This window comes from Mycobacterium sp. E183 (assembly GCF_001667735.1).
Taxonomy (GTDB): Bacteria; Actinomycetota; Actinomycetes; order Mycobacteriales; family Mycobacteriaceae; genus Mycobacterium.
Genome location: NZ_LZJN01000016.1, coordinates 1 through 17534, shown reverse-complemented (window position 1 = coordinate 17534; position 17534 = coordinate 1). Strand labels below are relative to the sequence as shown.

The window sequence follows — 17534 nt, the reverse complement described above, 5'->3', positions numbered from 1 at the left end:
CGGGTAATTGTTTCTGTGTTCGTTAGTCACTTGACAAGAACCTCTAGTACGGAATGGCGCGCCAATGGCAATGTATTGGCGTGCAGCGTAAACCCCCCACCGCAGTCATCGAGGCGGCGCATCGCGCACACGCCCTGCCATTCGATGACGACACCGACTTTCACAACGCCGACCGCGGATTCATCGCCGCCCTGTCCCCGTGCGTCATCAAGGCGGCCGACGGCCGCGTGGTGTGGGACAACGACGCCTACTCGTTCCTCGGCGGTGCGGCGCCGACATCGGTGCATCCCAGTCTCTGGCGGCAGTCGACGCTGGCCGCCAAACAGGGACTCTACGAAGTGGTTCCGGGGATCTATCAGGTCCGTGGCCTCGACATCTCGAATGTCACGTTGGTCGAGACCGACACCGGGATCATCGTCATCGACCCGCTGGTGTCCACCGAGGTCGCCGCGGCCGCGCTGGCGCTGTATCGCACCCACCGCGGGGGCGACCGGCCCGTCGTCGCGGTGATCTACACCCACAGCCATGTCGACCACTTCGGCGGCGTGCTGGGCGTCACCTCGCAGGCGGACGTGGACGACGGCGCCGTGGCCGTGTTGGCGCCGGACGGTTTTGTCGAACATGCGGTGCAGGAGAACGTGTACGCCGGCCCGGCCATGACGCGGCGGGCGACGTACATGTACGGCAGCATGCTGCCCCGCGGCCCGCGCGACCAGGTGGGCTGCGGGCTGGGTCAGGCCCCGTCGACCGGCGAGGTGGCGATCATCGTGCCGACCATCGACATTCGCGAGACCGGTGAGACGCACACCATCGACGGGGTGGAGATCGAGTTTCAGATGGCGCCCGGCACCGAGGCGCCGGCCGAAATGCATTTCTACTTCCCGCGGTTCCGCGCGCTGTGCATGGCGGAGAACGCCACCCACAACCTGCACAACCTGTTGACCCTGCGGGGAGCACTGGTGCGCGATCCGCACGCCTGGTCCGGCTATCTCACCGAGGCGATCGACACCTTCGCCGACCGCGCCGACGTGGTGTTCGCCTCCCATCACTGGCCGACCTGGGGCAGGGACAGCATCGTCGAGTTCCTGTCGCTGCAGCGCGACATGTACGCCTATCTGCACGACCAGACGCTGCGGCTGCTCAACCAGGGCTACACCGGGATCGAGATCGCCGAGATGTTCCGGATGCCGCCGGCGCTCGAGCGTGCGTGGCACACCCACGGCTATTACGGGTCGGTCAGCCACAACGTGAAGGCCGTCTATCAGCGCTACATGGGCTGGTTCGACGGCAACCCGGCGCGGTTGTGGCCGCATCCCCCGGAGGCGCTCGCGCCGCGCTACGTCGAGGCGATCGGTGGGATCGACCGGGTTGTCGGCCTGGCCCAGTCAGCCTTTGACTCCGGCGACTTCCGTTGGGCGGCAACGCTACTGGATCATGCGATCTTCACCGACAGCGCGCACGAGGGCGCCCGCACGCTTTACGCCGACACCCTCGAGCAGCTGGCCTATGGGGCCGAGAACGCGACGTGGCGCAACTTCTTCCTCAGTGGCGCAACGGAATTGCGGGGCGGTAACTTCGGCACCGCGGCGCAGGTCGCCTCGCCCACCATGCTCTCCCAGTTGACGCCCGAGCAGATCTTCGACAGCCTCGCGATCCGGGTCGACGGCCCGCGCAGCTGGGATCTCGACCTCGCCATCGATCTCGCCTTCGCCGATCTTGCCACCAACTACCGGCTCACCCTGCGCAACGGCGTGCTGGTCTACCGCAAAGTGGCGGCCGATCCGGCGACGGCATCGGTCACGGTTCAACTGGACAGCAAGTTTCGGCTGCTGTCCGCGGCGATGGGTGATTTCTCCTCGCCCGGGTTGCAGATATCCGGCAACCAGGCAGCGCTCCAGGCCCTGCTCGGTGTGCTCGATCAGCCCGACCCGAGCTTCGACATCGTCACGCCGTGACAAGTCAGATGTCGATGACGACCTTGCCCAACACCTTCCGGTCGGCCACATGCCGCAACGCCGCCGCCGTTTCGGCCAGCGGGAACCGTGCTCCGATGTACGGCCGGATCGTGCCGGCGGCGAACATCTCCGACAGTTCGCGCAAGTCCCGGGCGGACTCCTCGGGGTGGTCGGTCGCGAAGGTGCGGATCTCCATGCCGCGGACGCAGATGTCCTTGAGCAGAACGAGGTTCAGCGGGATCGCCGGGATCGTCCCCGCGGCGTAGCCCAGGGTGACGAAGGTGCCGCCACGCACCAGCCCGCGCAGCGCCGGCTCCGCGTACGGCCCGCCGACGGGGTCGAGCACCGCCCGGGCGCTGTCGCCGGTCAACTCGCGGATGCGCGACTTGAGGTCCTCCCGGTCGTAGTCGACGGTCGCCTCGGCGCCGCGACGCCGGCACAGCTCGAGTTTCTCGGGGCTCGATGCGGCGGCCAGCACCCGTGCCTTCATGGCGACGGCCAGGTCCACCGCGGCCAGCCCGACGCCGCCCGCGGCGCCCAGCACGACGACCCAATCCCCTTCCGTCACCGCGGCGGTCGAGCGCAGCGCGTGATAGGCGGTGCGGTATGTCACCCCGAAGGCGGCGGCCGACCCGAAGTCGACGTCCTCGGGGATCAGCGCGGCCTGGTTCGCGTCCAGCAGCGCCTGTTCGGCGAACGCCCCAAAAGTGGTGCCGGACACCCGCTGTCCAGGCTCGAAACGGGCGCCCGCACCGGCGGCGATCACCTCGCCGGCGACCTCATTGCCCGGGATGAACGGCGGCGGAATCTTGACCTGATACTTGCCGGCGATGAACAGCACGTCGGGGAAGTTGACCGCCGCGGCGTGCACCCGCACCAGCAGCTGCCCGGGGCCTGGCACCGGCTCGTCCACGTCCTCGAGTACCAGATCTTCCGGAGTGCCGTAGGAACGACAGACAACGGCGCGCATCAAACCCCCAGACCGCGTAGGCAGAACTCCACCAGGTGTGCAATGTCGGGCGGACCCGGCCGGTCGCCTGACCCTAGGTAGCGGCGCATCGTCGCGACGGTGCAGCTGAACACGGCCTCGACATCGCGCTCGACATCCTTGCTGCCCAGCGCCGCAACGGGTTCGACGAGGAGATCCCGCAGCGGCCGCATCATCTCCTGATCCGCCGCGCGCCAGTTCGCACCGGCCGACATCTGGCCGGCGGCCGCCCGGCTCATGCTGATCAGCTGCGGGTCGGCCACCTGCGCGAGCGTGCCCTCGATCCAGCGGGCGACCTGGTCGCGGGGCTCGCGCTCCTTGGCCATCTGGTGCTCGAGGTAGGACACGACGATGGCGACCCCGCGCTCCATGACGGCCAGGATCAGGTCGTCCTTGCCGGCGAAATAGCGGTAGAACGCCTTGTTCGACGAGCCGGCCTCGGCGACGATGTCACTCACCCGCGGCGGTTCGGGCGCAACCCGTTCCATGACGCGGACGGCCGCGGCCAGGATCCGCTCCACCTCTTCGGTCGCCTCCCGCTGCCGCTCGTCGAGCGCCCGCTCGACGGCCGCCGTCACCCTGCTGCTCACGGCTTATCGGGCAGCGCCGGAACCCGATCGATCCGGTCGCCGTACTTGGTGCGCGCGGCCTCCCGGCGGATGTCGAGCAGTTCGCTCGGCCACTCAGCGTCCTCGGCCTCGTATCCCTTGAGTAGCAGCCGGGCCAGGTTGACCTTGTGGGCTTCGGTCGGTCCGTCTGCCAGGCCCAGTGCCACCCCGCCGAGCAGCACGTTGACCAGTGGCAGCTGATCGGTGGTGCCGAGTGCACCGTGCACCTGGATCGCGCGCAGCCCAATCGATTTCAGCACTTGCGACGCCAGGATCTTGCAGGCGCCGATTTCGGCGCGGGCCGCGTGCTCCCCGGCGGTGTCGATAAGCCATGCCGCGTGCAGCACCGCCAGCCGGAAGGGCATCAGCTCGGTGTAGGAGTCGGCGATGAACGCCTGCACCAATTGCTTGTCCGCCAGCGAACTGCCCTGGGTGAAGCGGCTTTTCGCGCGCCGGGCCATCATCTCCACCGCCCGTTGGGCGACCCCAATCGAGCGCATCGCGTGATGCAGCCGCCCGCCGGCCAGCCGGGTCTGCAGGATCATGAAGCCCTGGCCGGGTTCGCCCAGCATCGCGTCCGCCGGCACCCGCACGCCGTCGTAGTGGACCAGCGAGTGCCCGGGCTCGTGCGGTAGCGCGCCGACCAGGTGATGGGTGGCCTCGATGGTGAGGCCTTCGGTGTCGGCGGGTACCAGGAACGTCGAGGCGCCGCGGTGCACGGGCACGTCCGGGTCGGTGATCGCGACGACGATGAAGAAGGAGGCGACGGAGGCGTTGGAAGAGAAGTACTTTCGACCGGTGATCACCCAGTCGTCGCCGTCGCGGAAGGCGCGGGTCCGGAAGACGCGCGGATCCGCGCCGCCCTGCGGCTCGGTCATCGAGAAACACGAGAAGATCTCCCCGGACAGCAGCCCGGCGAGGTAGCGGTCCTTTTGGCCCTGGATTCCGAAGCGGGCGATGATCTCGGCGTTGCCGGTATCGGGCGCCTGCGTGCCGAACACGATCGGCGCCCACGGGCTGCGGCCCAGAATCTCGTTGATCAAGGTCAGCTTGACCGCGCCGAATCCCTGCCCGCCCAGTTCGGGGCCCAGATGCGGCGCCCACAGGCCGTGGTCGCGAACCTGCTGCTTGAGCGGATCGACTATGCGGCGGCGCTCGTCGTTGAGCGGCAGGAACTCGCAGCCGGGGAAGAGCACCTCGAGGGGTTCCACCTCGTGGCGGACGAACTCTCGGACCCAGTCGATTTTCTCCTGAAACTCCGGTTCGGTGGAGAAGTCCCAAGACATTCGAATCTCCTACTCTCTCATCGGCGGCGACCCGCCGGACTCGGCGGCGCCGCGCTTGCGATCGCCGCGCTCATCGGCGGCGACCCGCCGCGCCCGGCGGCGCCGCGCTCGCGATCGCCGCGCGTCAGGGAATTCCACCGTCGGCGCGCAGGATCGAGCCGGTGGTGAAGCTGGACGCGTCGGACGCCAGAAACAAAGCGGCACCGACGATTTCGGCCGGATCTCCGGCGCGCTGCAGCGCGAGGTGCCCGAACGGCTTGCCGGGCGCCGCGTCGAGGTTCCATGCCTTGCTCACGTCGGTCAGGAACGGGCCGGCCATCAGGGTGTTGACCCGCACCGACGGCCCGAACGCCTTCGCCAGCGCCTCGGTCATGGCGTTGAGCCCGGCCTTGGCTGCGGCGTAGGGGACGATGTCGGGCGTCGGTCGCAACGAGCCGGCCGTGCTCACGTTGATGATCGACCCGCGGCCGGCCGCCACCATCCGCTCGCCCACCAAGGCCGACAACCGGAACGGGCCCTTGAGGTTCAGGTTGACCACCGCGTCGAACAGTTTCTCGGTGACGTCGGTCAGCTTGTCGTACAGCGGTGACATGCCGGCGTTGTTGATCAGCGTGTCGACCTTGCCGAACCGGTCGTAGGTTGCCTCGACCAATCCGTCGAGCTGATCCCAGCGACCGACGTGGACCTGATACGGCAGGGCCGAGCGCCCGGTTTCGGCCTCGATTTCCTTGGCCGTGGCCATGCAGTTGTCCATGTTGCGGCTCGCGACCACGACGTCGGCGCCGCAGCGGGCCGCCGCGAAGGCCATCTCGCGCCCCAGCCCGCGACTACCGCCGGTGACCAGCACGACCCGATCGGTGAGATCGAAAAGCCGGTCGGCGTAACCCATTTCAGCGGCCCCCGGACGGCAGTGACCGCGCGAGGTCGGCGGCCGTGGCGATCAGTTGCGGGATCATCGCCCCGAAGGCGTCCTGGATCTTGGGATCGACCTTCCCGGTGCGCACCCCCGCAGCGTAAGTCTTTTCCAGCACGATGCCGAGTTTCCAGTTGGCCAGTACCAGGTAGTAGTCGATGTTGTCGGTGGACAGGCCGCTGATCGCCTCGTAGTGCCCCAACAGCTCGCTGCGCGTGGGCATGCCGGCCATGTCCAAATAGAACCCGTCGGCCCGGGGCTCTTCGCCGTCGTAGCCCAGCAGGCACCACGCCAGATCGAGCAGCGGGTCGCCGACGGTGGTCATCTCCCAGTCCACGATCGCGGCCAGTCGCGCCGGCTCCCCGTGGGCGAACATCACGTTGGCGAACTGGTAGTCGCCGTGCATGATTCCCGGCCGGTAGTGCGAGGGCCGGTTGTTGCGCAGCCAGTCGGCGGCCTCGTCGAGCCCGGGAAGGTCGCGCACCTTGTACGCGTCGAGGAAGGTCAGCCAGCGATCGACCTGCCGCTCGTGGAACCCGTCCGGCCGACCGAAGCCGTCGAGGCCCTGGGCCCGCCAGTCCACCCGGCCCAGCTTGGCGGCGCCCTCGACCAACTGGAAGGCCAGGCCGCGCCGGGCCGTCAAGTCGGTGTCGAACGGCGGCTGCCAGCCGCCGTCCATCGGACTCCACCCGTCGATGGCCTGCATGACGTAGAACGGCATGCCCAGCACGGTGCCGGTCTCGTCGGCGGCGATCAGCGCCGCGTGCGGGACGTCGGTGCCGGACAGTGCTCGCACCAAGCGGATCTCGCGGAGCAAGCCGTTGATGCGGGCGGCGTCGGCGCGGGCGCCTGGCATCCGCAACACCATCCGCTGGCCACCGCGGACGAGTAGGCACAGCGTGTTCTGGGACCCGCCCTTCAGTTGCTCTACGCGCGGTTCTTCACCGTTCCCCGGTGCGCCGTTCGCATCGAGCCAGCGGGCAAGCACGGCCGCATCCAGCCCGGACTGATCTACCGTCGTCATCCGCACACTCCACTCTCCGTGCGGAGAATAGCATTCTCTCGCGCCCGCGCCTCGCTTTCGGCTCAGTCCTGCTTGCGTGCGCTGACCAGGAATCCGGGGGCCAGGAAGTGGCCCTCGCCGTCGCGATCGAGGTGTGCCAGCGGGCCGTCGGAGGACTCGGGCGCGTTGCCGTACACGTGCGCCGGCCGCAGATCGTCGATCCGCCAGAGCGTCGAGACGGCCTCGCGCAACTCCTCCTCGTCGAAGCCCCGCGGCCCGCCGCCCTGGTTGGCGTCGCCCAGGGCCCCGGCGGCGAAGGCCAGGATGTAGAGCGCCGCTCCCGGGGCGGCCGACCGGAGGATCGACTGCAGGTAGTCCTGGCGCTTCTCCGGCGGCAGCGCGTGAAACAGCCCGCTGTCCAGGATGGTGTTGAAGCGGCCGTCGTAGCCGCGGAAATTCGTGACATCGGCCTGCGCGAAGGTCGCCGTGGCCAGGCCGCGTTCCGCCGCCGCCACCGAAGCGGCCTCGATCGCGGTCGCGCTGCTGTCCAGGCCGACGACGGTGAAGCCGCGCTCGGCCAGCGCCAGCGACAGGGCGGCGTGGCCGCACCCGGCGTCCAGCACGTCGCTGCGGATTCTGCCTTCGTCGATCAGCCTCGCCAGCTCGGGCTGCGGCCGGCCGATGCTCCACGGCGGTGGCGTGTCCTGCCGGTACGCGGTGTCCCAATCCATGCTCGGCTCGGTCATTTTTCCTCCTCGAGATCGGCCTTCCCTGAGCCCTATTTTGCGGGGGCGAGTCCGCATGCTTTGAATGAACACGTCGCGCGCAACCACAGACAGGAAGACACCCATGCAATTGCTTCTGGTCCGGCACGCGCTGCCGCTGCGCAGCGAACACGGCGAGGGCTCAGACCCGGACCTGTCGGACGAGGGATTGGCTCAGATCGAGCGACTACCCAAGGCGCTGGACAGGTTTCCCATTTCCCGGGTGGTGAGCAGCCCGCAGCGGCGCGCCATCCAGACCGCCGAGCCGGTCGCGGCGGCGCGCGAGCTGACCGTCGAAATCGACGACCGATTCGCCGAATACGACCGCGACCTTCCGCTCTACATCCCCGTCGAGCAGATCCGCGAGGAGATGCCCGAAGAGTGGGCGCGGCTGGCGCAGGGGCACCTGCCCAGCGCGGTCGACGAGGACGCGTTTCTCGCCCGGGTGCGCGCGGCGGTCGACGACCTCGTCGCCTCCGTCGCCCCCGAGGACACCGTTGCGGTGTTCAGCCACGGCGGGGTGATCAACGTGCTGTTGCACCAGATCCTGGGCACGTCCCGGCTGTTGTCGTTCCCGGTCGACTACGCCTCGGTCACCCGGCTACTGTTCTCGCGATCAGGTGAGGCGACGGTCGCTGGGGTCAACGGTGTCGAGCACGTGTGGGACCTGCTGCCACGAAATCAGAGGTGGTAAACAAGTCCGGTGACTTCAGCTGACCAACTCGAAGGCCTCGACCTGGCCTCGCTGGACTCCTACCTGCGTTCGCTGGGCATCGGGCGTGACGGCGAGTTGCGCGCGGACTTCATCTCCGGCGGCCGCTCCAATCTGACGTTCCGCGTCTACGATGACGCGACCAGCTGGCTGGTGCGGCGCCCGCCGCTGCACGGCCTGACCCCGTCGGCGCATGACATGGCCCGCGAGTACCGGGTGGTCGCCGCGCTGCGTGACACCCCGGTTCCGGTGGCGCGCGCGATCGCGCTGTGCCAGGACGAGTCGGTGCTGGGGGCGCCGTTCCAGATCGTCGAATTCGTTGCCGGCCAGGTGGTGCGCCGCCGCGCCCAGCTCGAAGCGTTCAGCCACACCGTCATCGAGGGCTGTGTCGACTCGCTGATCCGGGTCCTCGTCGACCTCCACTCCGTCGACCCCGCGGCCGTGGGCCTGGCCGACTTCGGCAAGCCCAATGGTTATCTCGAGCGGCAGGTGCGGCGGTGGGGTTCGCAATGGGCGCTGGTGCGGCTGCCCGACGACCGCCGCGACGCCGACGTCGAGCGCCTGCACTCCGGTCTGCAGGACGCCATCCCGCAGCAGAGCCGGACCTCGATCGTGCACGGCGACTACCGGATCGACAACACGATCCTGGACGCCGACGACCCGACGAAGGTTCGCGCCGTCGTCGACTGGGAGCTGTCCACCCTCGGGGACCCGCTCTCCGACGCGGCGTTGATGTGCGTGTACCGAGACCCCGCGCTGGACCTGATCGTCAACGCGCAGGCCGCCTGGACGTCACCGCTGTTGCCGACGGCCGACGAGCTGGCCGATCGCTATTCGCTGGTCGCCGGTCTGCCGCTGGCGCATTGGGAGTTTTACATGGCGCTGGCTTACTTCAAGCTCGCCATCATCGCCGCCGGGATCGACTTCCGCAGGCGGATGTCGGATCAGGCTCGCGGGATGGACTCCGACCACATGCCGGAGGTCGTCGCGCCCCTGATTTCGCGCGGGCTGGCCGAGCTGGCCAAGCTGCCGGGCTGAGTGTGCGACCACGGCTTCGAGTGTGAGGTGACGGCGCGAAATCGCCCGTTTTCCCGCCCGGGGCGCGCGGCCGAAGCCCAGGACGCATAAGCGATGGCGCGCTGCCGCCTACCGCGACGCGGCGGCGTGGTGCTTCTTGGCGGCGCGGCGCAGCTGCAGGATGCGCGCGGTGCCGACGGCCACCGTGATCAGCCCGCCGACCACGGCGGCGAGCAAAATGGCCACCCCCAGCGGCAGGCTCCAATGCCAGCCCAAGAACTGGAACGGCGTGGAGGTCGTGTTCTGGGTGATGAAAATCAGCAACAAGATCAGGATCAGGAACCCGGCGATCAGGGACGACCACAGCGCACCGGCGCGGGTGAACCCGATGGCAGGCTCCTTGGGCGCCGCGCCGGACTTGGGCGCCGCGGCGGGCTTGGCGGGTGGTTGGGTGGGCGAGGCAGGGTTGGGGCTGCTCATAGGGTCATCTTTGTCCGATCCGGCGCAGAATGAAACCACGCAGCGCAGCCGGCCCGCTTCGTCCCGGCGCGGGGCGGGTTCTGACGTTACTGTCGGCGGTATGAGGATGCCGTCGCGCGCGCTCCGCGCGATCGTGCAAGCGGCGGTGTGGGTCACGGCGATCGGCGTTCTCGCGGCGTGCAGCAGCCCCGACCCGCTCGGCGCGGAGGTCCGCAGCCCGAAATCGATCGTGGTGGGATCCGCCGATTTCCCGGAATCGCAGATCATCGCCGAGATATACGCACAAGCGTTGCAGGCCAACGGCTTCGAGGTCGGCCGGCGGATGGGGATCGGCAGCCGGGAGACCTACATACCCGCGCTCAAAGACCATTCCATCGACCTGGTGCCCGAGTACATCGGCAACCTGCTGCTCTACTTCGAGCCCGAGTCGACGGCGACCATGCTCGACGCCGTCGAGCTGGAGCTCGACCGCAAACTTCCCGGCGACCTCGCCGTCCTCACCCCGTCGCCTGCCGCCGACACCGACACCGTGACCGTGACCGACTCGACCGCTAATTCGTGGAAGCTGAAGACAATCGCCGACCTGGCGGCACATTCGCCGGACGTGAGATTCGGGGCGCCCTCCGCGTTCGCCAACCGCCCGGCCGGCCTGCCGGGGCTGCGGCAGAAATACGGGCTCGACATCGGGCCCGGTAACTTCGTCGCCATCAACGACGGCGGCGGCGCGGTGACGGTGCGCGCCCTGCTGGAAGGGAGGGTCAACGCCGCCAACATCTTCACCACGTCACCGGCCATCCCGCAGAACCGTCTGGTGGTGCTGGAGGACCCGGAGCACAACTTCATCGCCGGCAACATTGTGCCGCTGGTCAATTCGCAGAAGAAGTCGGACCGGCTCAAGCAGGTGCTGGACGCCGTGTCGGGGAAGCTGACCACCGCCGGGGTGGCGGGGCTCAATGCCGCGGTGGCGGGAAACTCTGGTATCGACCCCGACCAGGCCGCGCGGAACTGGTTGCGGGACAACGGCTTCGACCATCCGGTGGGCCAATGATCGTTTTCGACAACGTCAGCAAGGCATTCGCCGACGGGACCACCGCGGTGGACCAGCTCAGTCTGGTGATCCCCACCGGGAAGTTGACCGTCTTCGTCGGTTCGTCGGGCAGCGGCAAGACCACCGCGCTGCGCATGGTCAACCGCATGATCGAGCCGACGTCCGGCACCATCACCGTGGACGGGGTGGACGTGTCCACGCTCGACCCGGTGAGGCTGCGCCTCGGGATCGGCTACGTGATGCAGCACGCCGGACTGATGCCGCACCTGCGGGTGATCGACAACGTCGCAACGGTTCCGGTGCTGAAGGGACAGTCGCGGCGGGCGGCCCGTGCCGCCGCCTACGGGGTGCTCGAACGCGTCGGACTGGACACCAAGCTGGCCACCCGCTACCCCGCGCAGCTGTCCGGCGGTGAGCAACAACGCGTCGGCGTGGCGCGTGCACTGGCCGCCGACCCGCCGATTTTGTTGATGGACGAGCCGTTCTCGGCGGTCGACCCGGTGGTACGCCTTGACCTGCAAAACGAAATCCTGCGTCTGCAAAGCGAATTGCGCAAGACGGTTGTGTTCGTCACGCACGACATCGACGAAGCGCTCAAGCTGGCCGACCGGGTGGCCGTCTTCCGGGCCGGCACGCTGCAGCAGTACGACGAACCCGCGCGCTTGCTGTCGCGGCCTGCCAACGACTTCGTCGCGAGGTTCATCGGCCTTGGCCGCGGCTATCGTTGGTTGCAACTCATCGACGCGGCCGGCCTGCCGCTGCACGGCGTGCGGTGCATCCCCGCGGCCGATCTTCCCGAGACCGTCGCCGACGAGTGGGCGGTGGTGGTGGACGGCGCGCACGCACCGATGGGGTGGATCGACGGCGACGGCCTGCGCCGGCATCGGGCCGGCGCGTCGCTGTCGGACAGCATGAGCGGCGTCGGCTCGCTGTTTCGTCCCGGGGGGAATCTCAGCCACGCGCTCGATGCGGCGCTGTCCTCACCGTCGGGCGTGGGCGTCGCCGTGGACGACGGCGGCAGGGTGATCGGCGGCGTGCTGGCCGGTGACGTGCTGGCCGCGGCGGAAGCCCGGCGGCGGGGGTGACGCATGCACTACCTGCTCACCCACCTCGACGATGCCTGGGCCTTGACGATCATTCATCTGCGGCTGTCGTTGGTGCCGGTGCTGATCGGATTGGTGATCGCCGTCCCCCTGGGCGCGACGGTGCAGCGCGCGCCGGTTGCGCGCCGGCTGACGACGGCGACCGCGAGCGTCGTGTTCACCATCCCGTCACTGGCTCTGTTCGTGGTCTTGCCGATGATCATCGGGACCCGCATCCTCGACGAGGCCAACGTGCTGGTCGCACTGACCGCATACACCGCGGCGCTGCTGGTGCGGGCGGTCCTCGAGGCGCTCGACGCGGTGCCGGCGCAGGTGCGCGACGCCGCCACCGCGGTCGGCTACCCGCCGCTGAGCCGCTTGCTGAAAGTCGAACTGCCGCTGTCCATTCCGGTCCTGGTGGCCGGGTTGCGGGTGGTGGTGGTCACCAACATCGCGATGGTCTCGGTGGGCTCGGTGATCGGCATCGGCGGCCTGGGCACGTGGTTCACCGAGGGCTATCAGACCAACAAGAGCGACCAGATCCTGGCCGGCATCATCGCGCTCTTCGCGCTGGCGGTCGTCATCGACGCCCTGATCATGGTGGCGGGCCGGCTGATCACGCCGTGGGAACGCGCCGGGCGACCGCCGCGCCGGCGGTCGGTGGTCGCCCCGATCGTGGGGGGCGCGCGATGAACTTCGTGGCGCGGGCCGTCTCCTTTCTGCTGACCGCCGACAACTGGACGGGTCCGGTCGGGCTCGCGGCGCGCATCCTGGAGCATCTGGAGTACACGGCCGTCGCGGTCGGCGCCTCTGCCCTGATCGCTGTCCCCGTCGGGCTCGTCATCGGGCACACCGGTCGGGGCACCCTGCTGGTGGTGGGTGCGGTCAACGGGCTCCGCGCACTGCCGACCCTCGGTGTGCTCTTGCTCGGCACGCTGCTGTTCGGGCTGGGCCTCGGGCCGCCCCTGGTCGCGCTGATGCTGCTGGGGGTGCCGGCACTGCTGGCCGGCACCTATGCGGGCATCGCCAACGTCGAGCCGACCGTGGTCGACGCCGCGCGCGCGATGGGCATGACGGAGGCCCGGGTGCTGTGGGTGGAGGCGCGCAACGCGCTGCCGTTGATCCTGGGCGGGTTGCGCAACGCGACGCTGCAGGTGGTCGCGACCGCGACGGTTGCGGCCTACGCCAGCCTCGGCGGGCTCGGCCGCTACCTCATCGACGGAATCAAGGAGCGCGAGTTCCACCTCGCCCTGGTCGGTGCCTTAATGGTGGCCGCCTTGGCGCTCGCGCTCGACGGGCTGCTGGCGTTGGCGGTGTGGGTCTCGATGCCGGGCACCGGTCGACTGCGCCACACTTATCGGACACTTCCCTCGCGCATCGCGGGCACGATTTACGGTAGGTGAGTGAACGCAGATTCCTCTGATTCGACTCGGCGCGTGTGGCAGGCGATGCTCACTTGGCGTGCACAGGACGTATCGCGGATGGAATCGGTACGAATCCAGGTGTCCGGCAAGAGGATCAAGGCCAATGGCCGCATCGTCGCGGCCGCCACCGAAACCAACCCGGCGTTCGGCGCGTACTACGACCTGCAGACCGACGAGACCGGCGCCACCAAGCGCCTCGGCATGACGGTCACGCTGGCCGAACGCGAACGGGTGTTGTCCATCGCCCGCGACGAAGAGAACATGTGGCTGGTCACCGACCATCAGGGCGAGCACCGCGCGGCGTACAACGGCGCCCTCGACTGCGACGTGGTGTTCAGCCCGTTCTTCAACGCGTTGCCCATCCGGCGGCGCGGCTTGCATGAACAGGCGGACTCGGTGACGCTGCCGGTGGTCTACGTCAACCTGCCCGACATGTCCATCACGCCGGACATCGTGAGCTACACGAGCTCCGGCGGCACAGAAGGCATCAAGCTGCGCTCCCCGGTCGCCGACACCGTCGTCAGTGTCGACGAAGAGGGGTTCATCGTCGACTATCCAGGCTTGGCAGAGCGGATCTGATCACCCCGCCCGCCCGGCCGGCGGCGGCCAATTCCTCGCGCCAGTTCTCGGCGCCGATGATGACGTGGAAGATGTCCGAACGCGGGAAGCTGTCGTAACGCGTCCGGGCGGCGTGGCCGGCCTCGACGAGTTCGGCCACCGTATTGTTCGCGGCCAGCGACTCGCGGGCCCGGCTCAGGAGCTCGATGACCCGGTCGGCAGCCGGTATGAGCTGGTCGGTGTTCCCCTCGCACATCGCCCGCACCAGGTCGGGGGCGGTTGCCGCGACCCGCGTCCCGTCGCGGAACGACCCGGCGGCCAGCGCGAACGCCAGCGGCACCTCCCCGGCGATGACCGCGAGGGCCTCGGCGAGCAGGTGCGGCAGGTGCGAGATGGCGGCCGCTGCGGCGTCGTGGTCGTCGGACCTGGCCGGCACCACCACCGCGCCGCAATCCAGCGCCAGCGTCATCACCATCGACCACACAACGGGGTCGACGTGGTCGTCCACGCTGATTACCCACGGCGCCCGGGTGAACAGGCCGGGGTGGCCGGCGGCCCAACCCGAGTGGGCGGTACCCGCCATCGGGTGGCCCCCGACGAAACGTTCCTGAAGACCGGCGGCGACGACCTCGTCGAGCACCGCCCCCTTCACGCTGGTGACGTCGGTCAACGGGCAGGCCGGGGCCAGTTCGCCGATGTGGGAGAGCATGCCGGCCAGCGCCGGCATGGGCACCGCCAGGACGATCAGCGCGCCGGTGTCCGCGGCGCGGGTCAGCGTCGCCGTGAGATCGGTGGTGGCGTCGAAACCGTCGGCGGCGGCCACCTTCGCGCCCTCCACCGACCGGTTGTAGCCGAAGACTTCCCGGCCCGCCGCCGTGGCGGCCCGCATGATCGAGCCTCCGATCAGCCCCAGCCCGAGCACGCAGACCGGCGTTTGAGAAACAGGGCTAGCCACAGACCAAGGTTGGCACAATCCGGCGGCGGCGGTGCGTCCAGATGTCGCCGCGCCCCCGCCTTCGTCGCGCTCCGTCTGGTCAGGGGGCCTGGTCTGCGACTACCGTAAGCGGCCATGGGAGCACAACGGGCCCCAGCCCAGGGCCTGTCCGCCGACACGCCGGACGGTTTCGGCGTAGCGGTCGTACGCGAAGAGGGCCAGTGGCGGTGTTCTCCGATGGCCCGTAAATCCTTGATGAGCCTCAAGGCCGCCGAGACGGAGCTGCGGGAATTGCGCAGCGCCGGCGCGGTGTTCGGCCTCCTCGACGTGGATGACGAGTTCTTCGTGATCGTGCGCCCCGCGCCGTCGGGGACCCGGCTGCTGCTGTCGGACGCCACCGCCGCACTGGACTACGACATCGCCGCCGAAGTGCTCGACAAGCTGGACGCCGACATCGACCCCGAAGACCTGGAGGATTCCGACCCGTTCGAGGAGGGCGACCTGGGGTTGCTTTCCGACATCGGGCTGCCGGAGGCGGTGCTGGGCGTCATCCTCGACGAGGCCGACCTGTACGCGGACGAGCAGCTCGGCCGCATCGCCCGGGAGATGGGCTTCGCCGACCAGCTGTCGGCCGTGATCGACCGCATCGGTCGGTGATCGCCGACGAAGATCTGATCCGTGCCGCGTTGGCGGTCGCCGCGACTGCGGGCCCCCGCGACGTCCCCATCGGCGCGGTGGTCGTCGGCGCTGACGGGATCGAACTGGCCCGCGCGGTCAATGCCCGCGAGGCCCTTGGCGATCCCACCGCGCACGCGGAGATCCTGGCGCTGCGCGCGGCGGCCGGCGCGGCGGGTGACGGCTGGCGGCTGGAGGGCGCCACGCTGGCGGTCACCGTCGAGCCGTGCACCATGTGCGCCGGAGCGCTGGTCCTGGCCCGCGTCGGCCGGCTGGTGTTCGGCGCGTGGGAACCCAAGACGGGCGCGGTCGGATCGCTGTGGGACGTGGTCCGCGATCGGCGGCTCAATCATCGGCCGGAAGTGCGCGGCGGCGTGCTCGCCGAAGAGTGCGCCGCACCGCTGGAGGCTTTCTTCGCCCGCCAGCGATTGGGGTAACGGGCCGACGGTTCGGTAAGCTGCTCCGCGGTGGCGTGTCCGAGCGGCCTAAGGAGCACGCCTCGAAAGCGTGTGACGGCTAACACCGTCCGAGGGTTCAAATCCCTCCGCCACCGCCAAAGACCTGCACCCGCTAAGGCGGGGGAGGGCCGCCGCGCGCGTGTGCCGGGCTTTCGTCCGGAAGCACGCGCGGGAGACCGTCTTGAGCAGACCGGTGACGTAAAGTCGGCGCGTGCGGCCGGTTCTTCGGGGTTTCATTCGTGCAGCCGCCGGGCTCGGCGTGGTCGCGGCGCTCCTGGCGGTGTCGAGTGCCTGCACCACCCACAAGCACGATTCGGCCTCGAGTCGGCCGACGCTCACAGCCGCACCGACGGAAGGCGGGGACTGCGCGCCGGATCGGTTGGCGCGCTGCATACCCGGGCTGGCTGATTTTCAAGACGACCTCTTCAACCGCGTCAGCGTCTATGCGCCCCAAGCGGGCTTCGGGTCCGAGCCTCCCTTCGGCGGACGCGAGTCCACGCCTGCAGACTGCCAACGTCTGCCACGGTTCGGCGCGACGGACAAACCGGAACTGGATGTGGAATACAGCCCCGCCACGGACGCCAACGGTCACGTTCCGAGCAACCGATTCCCGGCGAACGGCGGCGATTCCGTCCGGGTCCGGTTCACCGCTGCGGGCGAGGGCGATGACGTCAGCAGCGAGATGGCGGCATGGTCGCATCGGTGCCCCATGTGGGCGGTTGCCCACCCGATGGACAACGGCGGCGTCCAGGGTTGGCTGGTCGGCGAATCCAGCCAAACGCTGGCGCAGTATCAATCAGGCGACACCGGCCCCCAGTGGCCCAACGTCGTCAATATGGCAGCGACCGTGCTGCCCAGCCGGGTGACGGTGCAGGCGTGGTATCGCACGCCCGATCCGTCGGCGGCCTCGCGCAATCAGCTTCTTTCGGAATTGATCGGCGCGGTAGGGCGATCTCGGCCGCGCTCGGCGCTGCCGCCGATGCTCGCCAACTGGAGCCAAGCCCAGATCTCGACGCTACTTCCAGCGCTGGCGGTTAACACCGACATCGAGACCGCCTCTGCTGACAACGGCGCCCTCACCAGCGGCCCGGGCGGCGCATCGTGGTCGCTCTGCCCGTCCGGTGGCTCGGTTCCCGCCCCGCGCTACGATCCCCTGGTCGGCTGGCAGGACTTCGACCAGTCGAAGTGGGACAAGCCCGGGAAACCGCCCCGTCCCAAAGTGATGATCGGCCGCGCGCATGCCGGCGACGATTTCCTCACCGATCTCCGGCGTGAAATCGCTACGTGCACTGCGCATTTAGCGGACAAGCCGGCACTCTGTGGGGACCGCGAAAACCGCCAGACCCTCGAGACGGATTCGGCTGTCGCCGAAGGTGAGGACACGGTGCGGTTGACACACCGGTGGATGCGGGTAGTTGATGTCCGCGGCCATGGAGTGTGTGGTGAAGGCGTCGAGGCGCTCAGCGGCAAAGGCGGTGTGTCCCCCTTGAACAGCCATCCGCCATCGCTCGAGCTGCTGACGACGATCAGTCCTCGCACCTGGGTGACCCTCAGCGCCTCGACGCCTTCACCACACACTCCATGGCCGCGGACATCAACTACCCGCATCCACCGGTGTGTCAACCGCAC

Annotated in this window: 18 protein-coding genes, 1 tRNA gene and 1 pseudogene; 12 read left to right on the top strand and 8 right to left on the bottom strand. The window is 68.9% G+C overall.

Annotation, left to right across the window (positions count from 1 at the left end; translation table 11 throughout):
• Positions 1-53: 53 nt before the first annotated feature.
• Positions 54-1955: an alkyl/aryl-sulfatase gene (locus A5691_RS01725; protein ID WP_067760666.1), complete on the top strand. Its 1902-nt coding sequence runs from the start codon at positions 54-56 to the stop codon at positions 1953-1955.
• A gap of 4 nt (positions 1956-1959) precedes the next feature.
• Here A5691_RS01725 and A5691_RS01720 read toward each other — a convergent pair whose 3' ends face one another.
• From A5691_RS01720 to A5691_RS01695, 6 genes are all read right to left on the bottom strand, one after another.
• Complete coding sequence (locus A5691_RS01720) at positions 1960-2925, bottom strand: NADPH:quinone oxidoreductase family protein (protein ID WP_068017468.1); 966 nt, start codon at positions 2923-2925, stop codon at positions 1960-1962.
• Positions 2925-3533 carry a TetR/AcrR family transcriptional regulator gene (locus A5691_RS01715; protein WP_067760670.1) on the bottom strand — a complete coding sequence of 203 codons (609 nt, stop codon included), beginning with the start codon at positions 3531-3533 and terminating at the stop codon, positions 2925-2927. The genes A5691_RS01720 and A5691_RS01715 overlap by 1 nt, the downstream gene beginning before the upstream one ends.
• Positions 3530-4837 carry an acyl-CoA dehydrogenase family protein gene (locus A5691_RS01710; RefSeq protein WP_068017466.1) on the bottom strand — a complete coding sequence of 436 codons (1308 nt, stop codon included), beginning with the start codon at positions 4835-4837 and terminating at the stop codon, positions 3530-3532. The genes A5691_RS01715 and A5691_RS01710 overlap by 4 nt, the downstream gene beginning before the upstream one ends.
• Positions 4838-4961: 124 nt before the next feature.
• On the bottom strand, positions 4962-5726 hold the full coding sequence (locus A5691_RS01705) for an SDR family NAD(P)-dependent oxidoreductase (protein ID WP_067784127.1): 765 nt from the start codon (positions 5724-5726) through the stop codon (positions 4962-4964).
• A gap of 1 nt (position 5727) precedes the next feature.
• Positions 5728-6774 (bottom strand): phosphotransferase family protein, encoded by a 1047-nt coding sequence (locus A5691_RS01700; RefSeq protein WP_067784129.1) that lies wholly within the window; start codon positions 6772-6774, stop codon positions 5728-5730.
• 62 nt (positions 6775-6836) lie between these two features.
• Positions 6837-7499 (bottom strand): class I SAM-dependent methyltransferase, encoded by a 663-nt coding sequence (locus A5691_RS01695; protein ID WP_067784131.1) that lies wholly within the window; start codon positions 7497-7499, stop codon positions 6837-6839.
• Between the two features lie 103 nt (positions 7500-7602).
• Here A5691_RS01695 and A5691_RS01690 point away from each other — a divergent pair, with 103 nt between their 5' ends.
• Positions 7603-8211 (top strand): histidine phosphatase family protein, encoded by a 609-nt coding sequence (locus A5691_RS01690; protein ID WP_067760682.1) that lies wholly within the window; start codon positions 7603-7605, stop codon positions 8209-8211.
• Positions 8212-8220: 9 nt separating this feature from the next.
• Positions 8221-9267, top strand: a complete 1047-nt coding sequence (locus tag A5691_RS01685; protein ID WP_067760684.1) for a phosphotransferase family protein — start codon at positions 8221-8223, stop codon at positions 9265-9267.
• 108 nt (positions 9268-9375) lie between these two features.
• Here the strand turns inward: A5691_RS01685 and A5691_RS01680 are convergent, their stop codons facing one another.
• Positions 9376-9726, bottom strand: a complete 351-nt coding sequence (locus A5691_RS01680) for a lipopolysaccharide assembly LapA domain-containing protein (protein ID WP_067760686.1) — start codon at positions 9724-9726, stop codon at positions 9376-9378.
• 100 nt (positions 9727-9826) lie between these two features.
• Between A5691_RS01680 and A5691_RS01675 the strand changes: the two genes are divergently transcribed.
• From A5691_RS01675 to A5691_RS01655, 5 genes and pseudogenes are all read left to right on the top strand, one after another.
• The gene (locus A5691_RS01675; protein ID WP_068017463.1) at positions 9827-10774 is read left to right on the top strand and encodes an ABC transporter substrate-binding protein; all 948 of its coding nucleotides are present in this window, start codon (positions 9827-9829) and stop codon (positions 10772-10774) included.
• A pseudogene (locus A5691_RS01670) lies at positions 10771-11905 on the top strand (ABC transporter ATP-binding protein). Before A5691_RS01675 ends, A5691_RS01670 begins: the two are co-directional and overlap by 4 nt.
• Entirely contained in the window at positions 11863-12549 is a 687-nt protein-coding gene (locus tag A5691_RS01665) for an ABC transporter permease (RefSeq protein ID WP_067784138.1), read from the top strand. Before A5691_RS01670 ends, A5691_RS01665 begins: the two are co-directional and overlap by 43 nt.
• Complete coding sequence (locus tag A5691_RS01660; protein WP_067784140.1) at positions 12546-13259, top strand: ABC transporter permease; 714 nt, start codon at positions 12546-12548, stop codon at positions 13257-13259. Before A5691_RS01665 ends, A5691_RS01660 begins: the two co-directional genes overlap by 4 nt.
• Complete coding sequence (locus A5691_RS01655) at positions 13260-13859, top strand: putative glycolipid-binding domain-containing protein (protein WP_067748773.1); 600 nt, start codon at positions 13260-13262, stop codon at positions 13857-13859. It begins immediately after the preceding gene.
• Here A5691_RS01655 and A5691_RS01650 read toward each other — a convergent pair.
• A complete protein-coding gene (locus A5691_RS01650; protein WP_067748776.1) occupies positions 13822-14760 on the bottom strand; it encodes a prephenate dehydrogenase in 939 nt (312 codons plus the stop codon). The two genes, A5691_RS01655 and A5691_RS01650, sit on opposite strands and share 38 nt — an antisense overlap.
• Before the next feature lie 147 nt (positions 14761-14907).
• On the opposite strand from A5691_RS01650, the gene A5691_RS01645 reads away from it, so the two are divergent.
• The 4 genes from A5691_RS01645 to A5691_RS27790 all read left to right on the top strand — a co-directional run.
• Entirely contained in the window at positions 14908-15429 is a 522-nt protein-coding gene (locus A5691_RS01645; RefSeq protein ID WP_067748783.1) for a tRNA adenosine deaminase-associated protein, read from the top strand.
• Entirely contained in the window at positions 15426-15884 is a 459-nt protein-coding gene (locus tag A5691_RS01640; RefSeq protein ID WP_067748786.1) for a nucleoside deaminase, read from the top strand. The genes A5691_RS01645 and A5691_RS01640 overlap by 4 nt, the downstream gene beginning before the upstream one ends.
• 29 nt (positions 15885-15913) lie before the next feature.
• Positions 15914-16003, top strand: a tRNA-Ser gene (locus tag A5691_RS01635).
• Between the two features lie 113 nt (positions 16004-16116).
• Positions 16117-17534 (top strand): hypothetical protein (locus tag A5691_RS27790; RefSeq protein WP_156675652.1); only part of this gene is annotated, 1418 nt, incomplete at its 3' end.